This window comes from Nevskia soli, from assembly GCF_903970205.1.
In the GTDB taxonomy this organism is placed as follows: Bacteria; Acidobacteriota; Terriglobia; order Bryobacterales; family Bryobacteraceae; genus Bog-113.
In genome coordinates this window covers 1-8,959 of sequence record NZ_CAJCHS010000080.1, presented here as the reverse complement: position 1 = coordinate 8,959, position 8,959 = coordinate 1, and the positions used below count along the sequence as shown (strand labels likewise).

The 8,959-nt window shown below is 59.5% G+C and carries 7 protein-coding genes; 2 read left to right on the top strand and 5 right to left on the bottom strand.

What is annotated here, in order from left to right; all coding sequences use genetic code 11:
• The 5 genes from H1Y01_RS19865 to H1Y01_RS03960 all read right to left on the bottom strand — a co-directional run.
• Positions 1–101 (bottom strand): zinc finger protein (locus H1Y01_RS19865; protein WP_180538980.1); only part of this gene is annotated, 101 nt, incomplete at its 3' end.
• Positions 102–110: 9 nt separating this feature from the next.
• Positions 111–1,043: a PmoA family protein gene (locus tag H1Y01_RS03975; protein ID WP_180538979.1), complete on the bottom strand. Its 933-nt coding sequence runs from the start codon at positions 1,041–1,043 to the stop codon at positions 111–113.
• Positions 1,043–2,170, bottom strand: a complete 1,128-nt coding sequence (locus H1Y01_RS03970; protein WP_180538978.1) for a 5-(carboxyamino)imidazole ribonucleotide synthase — start codon at positions 2,168–2,170, stop codon at positions 1,043–1,045. Before H1Y01_RS03970 ends, H1Y01_RS03975 begins: the two co-directional genes overlap by 1 nt.
• The gene (purE, locus tag H1Y01_RS03965) at positions 2,167–2,655 is read right to left on the bottom strand and encodes a 5-(carboxyamino)imidazole ribonucleotide mutase (RefSeq protein ID WP_180538977.1); all 489 of its coding nucleotides are present in this window, start codon (positions 2,653–2,655) and stop codon (positions 2,167–2,169) included. The genes H1Y01_RS03970 and purE overlap by 4 nt, the downstream gene beginning before the upstream one ends.
• Positions 2,652–4,100, bottom strand: coding sequence for an NADP-dependent isocitrate dehydrogenase (locus H1Y01_RS03960; protein WP_180538976.1), 1,449 nt, complete (start codon positions 4,098–4,100; stop codon positions 2,652–2,654). The genes purE and H1Y01_RS03960 overlap by 4 nt, the downstream gene beginning before the upstream one ends.
• Positions 4,101–4,336: 236 nt before the next feature.
• Between H1Y01_RS03960 and H1Y01_RS03955 the strand changes: the two genes are divergently transcribed.
• Together H1Y01_RS03955 and H1Y01_RS03950 are read left to right on the top strand one after the other, a co-directional pair.
• Positions 4,337–6,184, top strand: a complete 1,848-nt coding sequence (locus H1Y01_RS03955; RefSeq protein WP_180538975.1) for a hypothetical protein — start codon at positions 4,337–4,339, stop codon at positions 6,182–6,184.
• A gap of 39 nt (positions 6,185–6,223) precedes the next feature.
• A partial coding sequence (locus tag H1Y01_RS03950) for a hypothetical protein (protein WP_180538974.1) occupies positions 6,224–8,959 on the top strand: 2,736 nt, incomplete at its 3' end.

Genomic DNA, 8,959 nt, shown 5'->3' with positions numbered 1-8,959 from the left:
TCCGGCTCGACGGGGTCGTCGAAGCGGGCGCCGCAATTTACGCACGTAGTCGCGGAAGGCGGGTTGTCGCGGCCGCAGCGCGCGCAAATCCAGGAGAACATACCTTCAATCTAACGTAGTGGCGCGGAGTCCCATGCTTTATACAAATCGGCCAAGCGATTCACGTCGAGGCCGCCGTCGTGGAGAACCAGCCGGTATCGGAAACGCAGCGTCTTTCCTGACGGCAAGGGCATCGAGCCGTCGGCCGACGGATCCTGAGTGAAAGCTTTTACTCCGAAGATGTTGACCGCGAGCAACCCATATCCGCGCGCGTGCCAGTACGTTGGATGGCGTGGATTTTCTGAACTGTCGAACATAGCGATGCCTGCCGAACGATCTCCGAACGTACCCGAGATATCCATCCAGTCGGCGCGTTCGCCCCAACATTCTTTCTCCTGATGACAACCGGTTGAGGCTACCATCCGGCCGGTGCGGATCTGGTCGGCCGCGAGCGGCTCTTCCAGTTCATGAGCCAGACGGACCCCGAAGACACCATCCTTCTCATCGCCGAAGACAACGTCGGTGATTGCACTCAAGGTGATATCGAAATCGACTGTACGTAGCGACCCGCCGGCAAAGGTCATGACGCGATGCTCCTTAAGAAGCTCTTTGCCATCGGGATCGCGCCAGGATAGGTCGGCTGTAATGCTGCCCCCCGCAATTCGCGGCGTTCCTTCGACTAAGATCCGGCCCATGTTCTTTGTCTTATAACTCGGGTCGGAATTCCAAAAGTCAATTCCGTTCACCTTGGCGTGCGCGAACCACACGCCGCGCTGATGCGGATGATCGTGCGGATCGCCTGGCACGTCCTGCATGGGCCAATGGCGAGTTAGTTCGACGCCGGCTGCTGTCGTCAGCGGCCAGAGATAGGGTTTGGTGACGCCGTCGCCGTAGACGAAAGTACTCGCGGACTTATCGTCGATCGTGACGACGACGCGATTCAGCTGCTGCGCTATATGCACTTCGGCGAGTGATGCCAGCATAGCCAGCACTAACGATGTCATCAAGTCAACACCTCCCGTGCGGCCAAAGCTCGCTGTTCCGCCTCGGCTACGTCTGAGCCGATCGCCGTGATGTGTCCCATCTTTCGGCCGGGCCGCGGTTCCACTTTACCGTATAAGTGGAGCTTCGCATCGGGTATCGCGAGTGCGGCCGGCCAGTTCGGGTCGCCATGCGCCCATAGATCGCCTAATAGATTGGCCATCGCAGCCGGGCAGAGCATAGTTACGTCGCCAAGCGGAAGACCGCAGACCGTGCGCAGCTGTTGTTCAAACTGGCTGGTTACACACGCATCTATCGTGAAGTGGCCCGAGTTGTGAGGCCGCGGCGCTAGTTCGTTGACGAGTAACTTACCGCCGCGAGTTAGAAAGAACTCGACGCATAATACGCCGATTACCTGAAACTGATCGAGTATGTCCTGCGCGATCCGAACCGCTTCGCGCTCGATTTTCGACGGTACGCACGAGGGTGCACTTGTAACATCCAGGATTCCGTTGACGTGGGCATTCCGAACCGTTCCGTAATGCACACACTGGCCGGATTCACCGCGCGCTGCGACTACCGACAGTTCGCACTCGAAATCGATGCGGTGCTCAAGAACAGCATCTTGTGCCATCTGTTCCCAGACTTGATCAAGATGTCCCGGACCGCTGATGGCGATCTGCCCTTTGCCGTCATAACCGAAGCCGGCCGACTTCAAAATCGCGGGCGATCCAATCCGATCGACCGCGGTCCTTAGTTCGTCTAGAGACGAAACAGCCGCAAACGGAGCGACCGGAAACCCGTGTCCGGCGAGCCAGCGCTTCTCGCGCAACCGATGCTGCGTGACGTGAAGTACTTCCCCGGATGGCCGCACCGGCGCACAACTCTCGGCCGCCGCTGCCGTGGCCGCGGGAACGTTTTCGAACTCGAAGGTGACAATATCGACGCCGGAGGCGAACGCTCGAACGGCATCTAAGTCGTCATAACTTGCCTGAATCTCCGTATCGGCAACCTGCCCCGTCGGAGTATCTTCATCGGGCGATAGAGTATGTACCCGATATCCCATCCGACGCGCAGCTATGGTGAACATGCGGCCCAGTTGTCCGCTGCCGAGTACGCCGATAGTCGCTCCGGGAACAATAGGATTCAACCGAGTGTCTCTAGTTTGACTTTCTCCCGCATCTCGCGGCGGAAGTCCTGTAGCTTGGCCTTTAGTTCCGGCGAGCTTAGTGCCAGTATCTGGATCGCCATCAGTCCTGCGTTTCGCGCTCCGGACTGTCCGATCGACATAGTCGCTACGGGAACTCCCGCGGGCATTTGCGCGATCGATAGGAGCGAATCGATCCCATGTAGCGCCCGGCTTTGCACGGGAACCCCGATCACCGGCAGTAGGGTCAGCGACGCAACCATCCCGGGCAGATGCGCCGCACCGCCCGCGCCCGCGATGATCACCTGAATGCCGCGCTCCTCAGCGGACCTGGCGTATTCGAACATCATCTCCGGAGTGCGATGCGCGGAGACTACCCGGCACTCATGGGAAACACCGAAATCCGTCAGGACGTGGCTCGCAGCCTGCATCGTCTCCCAGTCCGACTTGCCGCCCATGATTAGGCCGACGCTAATGCCGACGGTCATTGCCCCTGCGCTAGCGAGTATCCAGGCTTCCCGTCGAAGTTACGCAACGTTTCGATCTTCACGATGTCGAAGCCGGCTGCATTTACCTGTTCCATCAACTTAAGAATCTGACCGTGATTGACCATCCCGTTCTTACTGTCCTTCGTAGTGAAGCGGCAGCGGAAGTAATCGGCAGTGAAGGTTTCCTCCATGAACTCCGGCCATACAGAAACACCGCGGTTTGACACCATCGTCAGTTCGAGATCGCCGTGGGTAGCGGTTTGCATGGCATCCCCGAACTTCTTTCCACTCCGCTCGCTGGAACCTACGTATATGTCGACACCTACTAACTCCACCTTCGGATTAGGTAGCGTGCTTCGCGTCCATTCCTTGCGTTTAACCACTTCGGTCGCGTAAGCCGCGGGTTTCAGTTTCTCCGGCTTCTGGCCCATCCGCGCCACGACGGCCTGGGCGAACTCCTGGGTGCCTACTTTCTCCTTACTGACGCCTTCTTTGTAGATGTCATACGTGTGGACACCGTCTTCCAGTGTTTTCAGCCAGGCATTATGAACTCGATCCGCAGCCTCGATTTGTCCTAAGTGAACCAGCATCATTACCCCGCCCAGAAGCAACCCGGAGGGATTGGCTAAGTTCTGCCCTGCCCGCCGCGGCGCGGACCCATGAATCGCTTCGAACATGGAGCACTGCAGCCCAATGTTCGCCGAGCCGGCCAAGCCCACGGATCCCGCGATCTGGGCCGCAACGTCGGACAGAATGTCGCCGTATAAGTTAGGCATCACGACGACGTCGAACGCCTGGGGTGTATCGGCTAACTTAGCCGCCCCGATATCGACAATCCAATGCTCGCTTTGGAGGTCCGGATACTCAGTCGCTATCTCGTCGAAAACCTTATGAAAAAGACCATCGGTCATTTTCATAATGTTGTCCTTTGTGAAGCAAGTTACCTTCTTACGATTGTTCGCCTTAGCGTATTCAAACGCGAACCGAACGATCTTTTCGGAGCCGGGCCGGGTGATGAGTTTCAGACACTCCGTAACTTCAGGGCTCAGCTGATATTCGATCCCGCCGTAAGTATCTTCCTCATTTTCACGGACAATTACCACATCCATCTCAGGATGTTTGGTGTCGACGAACGGGGCGTAGGAAACGCAGGGACGAACGTTGGCATAGAGTCCGAGCCGCTTGCGCGTGGTTACGTTGAGACTCTTGAAACCGCCGCCCTGGGGAGTGGTGATCGGCGCCTTATAGAAGATTTTGGTGCGCCGCAGCGACTCCCACGCGCTCGGTTCAATTCCGGCCGAATTCCCGCCGAGATAGACCTTCTCGCCGATCTCAATTCGCTCCAGTTCGAGTTGTGCGCCGCCCTCGCGCAGGATGTGCAGCGAGGCTTCCATGATTTCAGGACCGATGCCGTCGCCGTATGCAACTGTAATGGGTGTTTTCATGTGATTCGAATCTGAAAGGTAAGCATATCAGGCGGTTATTCTGAGCCCGAACCCGGGCGCGTAAGTGCCGCTCTACCCTGTCGAGACTGAGTCAAGACACAACGCGTCCAATTTTCTTTACCTAATCCCTCGAACAACTTACAAGTCCTGGGCTGTTGCAGCCCGGCATTGGTCTGCTTCACTGAAATCGGGGCTTCCGGGAATTCGATAGCAGCCCCAAAACCGGACGTCAATTTATGCGATTTCAGCTTCGGCGGACAACTTCCGCGATCTCCGTACTCTGCGCGCTGCCGCTTGCCGCACAATTATCCGCTCAGACCAAGGTCGATCTGCGCACGCAGACCAAGGACGCCGACTTCAGTTCGCTGGGGCCCACCAAGCCTGCTCAAACCGGCGCATCGTTGCCGGCGACGTGCGGGCAAGGCGAGTTCTTCTTCTTATCGAGCGCGCCCGCCGGCCAGAACTTTTACGGATGTGGCTCGCCCAACACCTGGGTTCTGGAAGGCGCCGCGACCGCCAGCCGCGTCCCCAGTGAATCCAACCACGCGGGCGGCGTACTCAGCACCGACGGAACGAACCCGATATGGCAGCCGGTCGCCGGCGACGTGAGCGGGACCCCCGGCGCCCTGACCGTAACCAAACTTCTCGGCCGTGCCCTCTCCGTAACCGCGCCCGTCGATGGACAACTGCTGAAGTTCAGCGGTGCTACCGGCAACTGGTCGCCCATCGCGTTGGGTGGCGATGTCAGCGGCCAACCTTCCGCGCTCCAAGTCAGCGGACTCCTTGGTCGTCCGCTCGCCACGGTCCCCCCCGCCGACGGCCAGTTTCTCGACTTCAGCGTTAGCACCGGATTGTGGCAGCCCGCGTGGTTCGGCGGCGACATCAGCGGCTCGCCCGCATCGGTCCGCGTAACCGGCATCCTCGGCCGCGGCATTCTCAGCGCAACGCCGCTCGATGGTCAGCTTCTCGAGTTCAGCGCCGCCAATAACGCCTGGCAGCCGCTCGCGCTCGGTGGCGACATCAGCGGCAATCCCGCCCTCGTTCAAGTCGGCGGACTGCAAGGTCGGCAAGTCTCGCCTTCCGCGCCGAACGACGGCCAGCTCATGCTATTCAACGCCGTCCCCGGTCAGTGGCAGCCTACCAGTATTAGCGGCGATATCAGCGGCCGCCCCACGGCCATCACAGTTAGCGCGATCCGCGGCAAGGCGCTATCCACGGTGGCGCCCAGCGATGGCCAGGTTCTAAAGTTTAACGGTCCCGCCAATTGGTGGGAGCCGATCGCATTCGGAGGCGATGTCAGCGGCTCGCCCGCGTCTCTTTCGGTCGTCGCTCTGCACGGTAATCCCATCGCGGTTGCGACCCCGGGCGATGGCCAGGTGTTGACCTACAGCGTTGCGGCGAAAACATGGGAGCCGCTGTCGTTCGGTGGAGACCTCGCGGGCAGCCCCGCGGCAGCGCACGTAGCCGGTCTGCAAGGACGGCCCGTGTCCAACGCTCCGCCGCTCAACGGGCAGGTCCTGGGCTGGAATTCCTCGCTGAGCAGCTGGCTGCCGGTTAATGGTTCCGGCCTTGGGGGCTCAAACACGCCCAATTACAATCTGGCCTTCACCTCGCAGACGCTGCTCTCAATCCCGGGGACGCAGCATGGTCTCGGCACGTCGAACCTTATCGTCGCGTGTTACGACACATCGAGCCCGGCGAACTATGTGGAACCGAGTCACGTTACGGTCGATCCCGTCGCTTTCAACGTCACCATTACGTTCGATCATGCGCAAAGCGGCCGGTGCGTGCTGAACGGTTCCGGTTCGGGCGCCACCGGCGGCAGCACGATCACCGGAACCGCGGTGCTCGCGTTCCCTGCGATCGCAAACGGCGCCTGCAGTGCGGATTTGACCGTCACGGTTCCCGGCGTGAACCCCGGCGATGCCGTAGCGCCCGGCTGGCCCGCGCTTCCCGCCGGCACCTTCGGGATGATGCGCGTTGGCGCGACCGGATCAGTCTCAGTCCGCCTCTGCAATCTCAGCGGCGCCTCGGTCACCCTGCCGTCGATGACCTACTCGGCTACCGTTGTCGGACCCATATAGAGAAACCAATAGAAGATGGCCCGCTAAACTGATTGTTAGATGTTTCGCGCTGTCCTGACCGTTGCCGCTCTACTTAGTTCCTTCGCAAGCGGAGCGGTGATACAGAATGTTCACATCTTAGGCGTAACTAATACCCAGGCCGTTCTCACTTATGAGGCACCTGACGAAACGCCGTGTGTGCTTGCCGTTAGTGAAGACCGATCCTTCTCACCCTTGGTTCACGATGTGAATCCCGCTAAGTTCCCCGGAGCTAACCTGGATGACCGGGCCGGTAACATCTCCCGCGGCCTGAACCGTACCTTTATTATCGGCAAACGTAGCGCAGACCTAGCCGCCGACGGCAATCGCTACTCGCGCGCGTTGCAAGCCGAAACGGTACACTACTATCGCCTCGAATGCCCTGCTGCCGAGCCCGCTGTTGGCGAGTTCAAGACCGACACGATCCGTCTCGGCCGCACGTACACCGAACCTCAGCCCGAAGATCGCTCCCATCCGGGCGAATACGCGTGGCCCACCATCAGCATGACCGACCGCTCCGAACGCATCGTCGACCCGCAGACCGGCGCACTGATCCGCCATGTGTCTTTACCCGGGGACCGAACGTATACACAGGGCGCGCGGAATCAGGCGATGACCGTGGCCCGATCCACCGTTTGGAAAAACCCAACGACCGCCTTAACTGACGATGCCCAAGCCGCTACAGTTAGCGGCGACAACGCCGGTACTCTGTTCCTTTCGAGCGGCAGCTCCGGCTACTTCGCTCAGTTCCACGCGGGTTATCTCGATAACTATCGCTCCTTGAACTGGTATCAGGTTACGTTGAAGGCCTCGGCCTCCAACCCCGCCTGCGATTCCAGCCCGTCGGACGATTGTAAGATCATCGTCTGTCTGACTCTTGACGGCGTTACCTGCTACCCTGGCAGCCGCCGCTTCGAGTCCTCTCTTCAAACCAAAGTGAGGAGTTTCATCTACGGAGACGCAGGCAAGCCGGTCGACTTATGGCAGCGCCCTGGCGTAACTCCGCCGAATTCGACCGAGATCGCGGTGCGGGTTGGAACTCTATCTTGCGCAGGTAACATGATCACGAGAGTATCGGGCGACTTCTTCAGTACGCTGTGGCGTTCCGGAAGCGGCATCCGGATTGACGGAAAAGACTACCGGATCGCGTCGATCGCCGGGCTGACACAGGCCACTTTGGAAAACGATTGTGCCTCCGGCACTCACCCGTTTTCGGCTGCGAACTTCGGCGCCCTCATTCGCAAAAAGACAGCTTCTCCCGATATTGTCTCCGTGCAGGTAGTAAGCGTCAGCTATCAGGTCGGTATCTTTCCGTTTTGGGATGATTCCGGCGACTACGACTTATGCAGTACAACCACCGTCGCCGGACCGAACGGCAGCCCAGGCTATAACTGCTCAACTTATCAGCAGGGCCCAGTCTATTGGATCGACAAGGTAACCGGCGAAGCTCACCTCATCGCCTTAAATCAGGGCCGTGACAATAGCCCGACGGCCGCTTGCGGGGGCTTCGATAGCAGCCCTTTCGATACGAACGACGCGGATGTCTGGTATTGCGGAGGACCGCAGCCGCAGCGCGTCCGGTATTTCGGTAATCATTCGGAACCGCCCGGGGGACACCTCGAAGAAGGCGTCAACCTCCCGGCCTGTGACTCTTCCACGCATCCGGGTAACAAACCGTGCCTCGCGTTCGCCACACTTACCGGCAAAACCAATCTCGGCGCTCTCACTAAAGACTTCGACCCCGAGTTCCAATCCGACCGTTTCCTCAACTGGTACCTGATAGCGATCGATCGCAATCGACTCATCTTCCGTAATAACCGCAGCATTTATGGCACGATCGGTTGGACCGTCGTGTTTGATCCCGACGCGGAGAGTAACGGCGAGCCGGGTAACGCCGGGTGTGTCGGCGGCGGGCAACGCGGATGCGTCGTAGCCGCCATGCCCTCGTGGAACCGGCCCGGAGCGCGATGGTGTACCCAGAAGTCAAACGATAACTTCGGTATTAGTGGATGGAATGCGATTGGTCCTTACTACTGGGGCGGACCCGGAAACACCACAGCCGGCGCCGGCCCTTACCAGTCTCAGGTCATCGATGGTATTGCTTTCAAGGACAAACCTGGTTCGCCCGGCGGACTTACTAACTGCCCCGCGAATTCGTTCGGAGTTACGGGGCCGAAATGCACGGTTGTCCGGGTGGATGGTGAACCGCGCGATCTCTCGCCCTGCACCGAGTCCGCCGCGGCTTGTAACGGCGCGGTCGAGACCGGCAAGCCCGGCGAGATTGGAAACGCCGCGCCCGGCGACTACTTCACCGTCGGCCCCGAGCAGGTGCGCTTATTAGTAAAGGACGTTAATCGGTGGACTCTTCAACGCGGTTTTAGCCCAGCGGGCGTCAAGACATCGGGACCGAATCCGACGCTAACCGCGGCGTGTAACTCGGTTCCGGACCCACCTAACGCCGGCCAGCCAAACGGTGAGTTCTTCTGGAACTACGCTGCCGATCCGCACGGCCGGAACGCGCAGGGTAAGACAATCCTCGATGATCCCTACACCGTCAACTCTCACTTCTTCGGCGAGAAAGGGATGTATATTAACTCGAGCTCGTCCGACCCGCGCTGCCCCGCGACCGATATCTACTATTACTGCTACCAGGCGCGGCTGTATCAGGCAATCCCGGAGTTAGTAAAGTCGAAGCCCTCCGTATTCGTCCAGCAGAATCCCTTCTTCGCCGGTAAGTACGGTCCCGCGCAGGGCAAC

Coding starts and splice junctions, on each gene's coding strand:
- H1Y01_RS03960 (WP_180538976.1), bottom strand. CDS start 4,100: ATGAAAACACCCATTACAGTTGCATACGGCGACGGCATCGGTCCTGAA.
- H1Y01_RS03975 (WP_180538979.1), bottom strand. CDS start 1,043: ATGACATCGTTAGTGCTGGCTATGCTGGCATCACTCGCCGAAGTGCAT.
- H1Y01_RS03955 (WP_180538975.1), top strand. CDS start 4,337: ATGCGATTTCAGCTTCGGCGGACAACTTCCGCGATCTCCGTACTCTGC.
- purE (WP_180538977.1), bottom strand. CDS start 2,655: ATGACCGTCGGCATTAGCGTCGGCCTAATCATGGGCGGCAAGTCGGAC.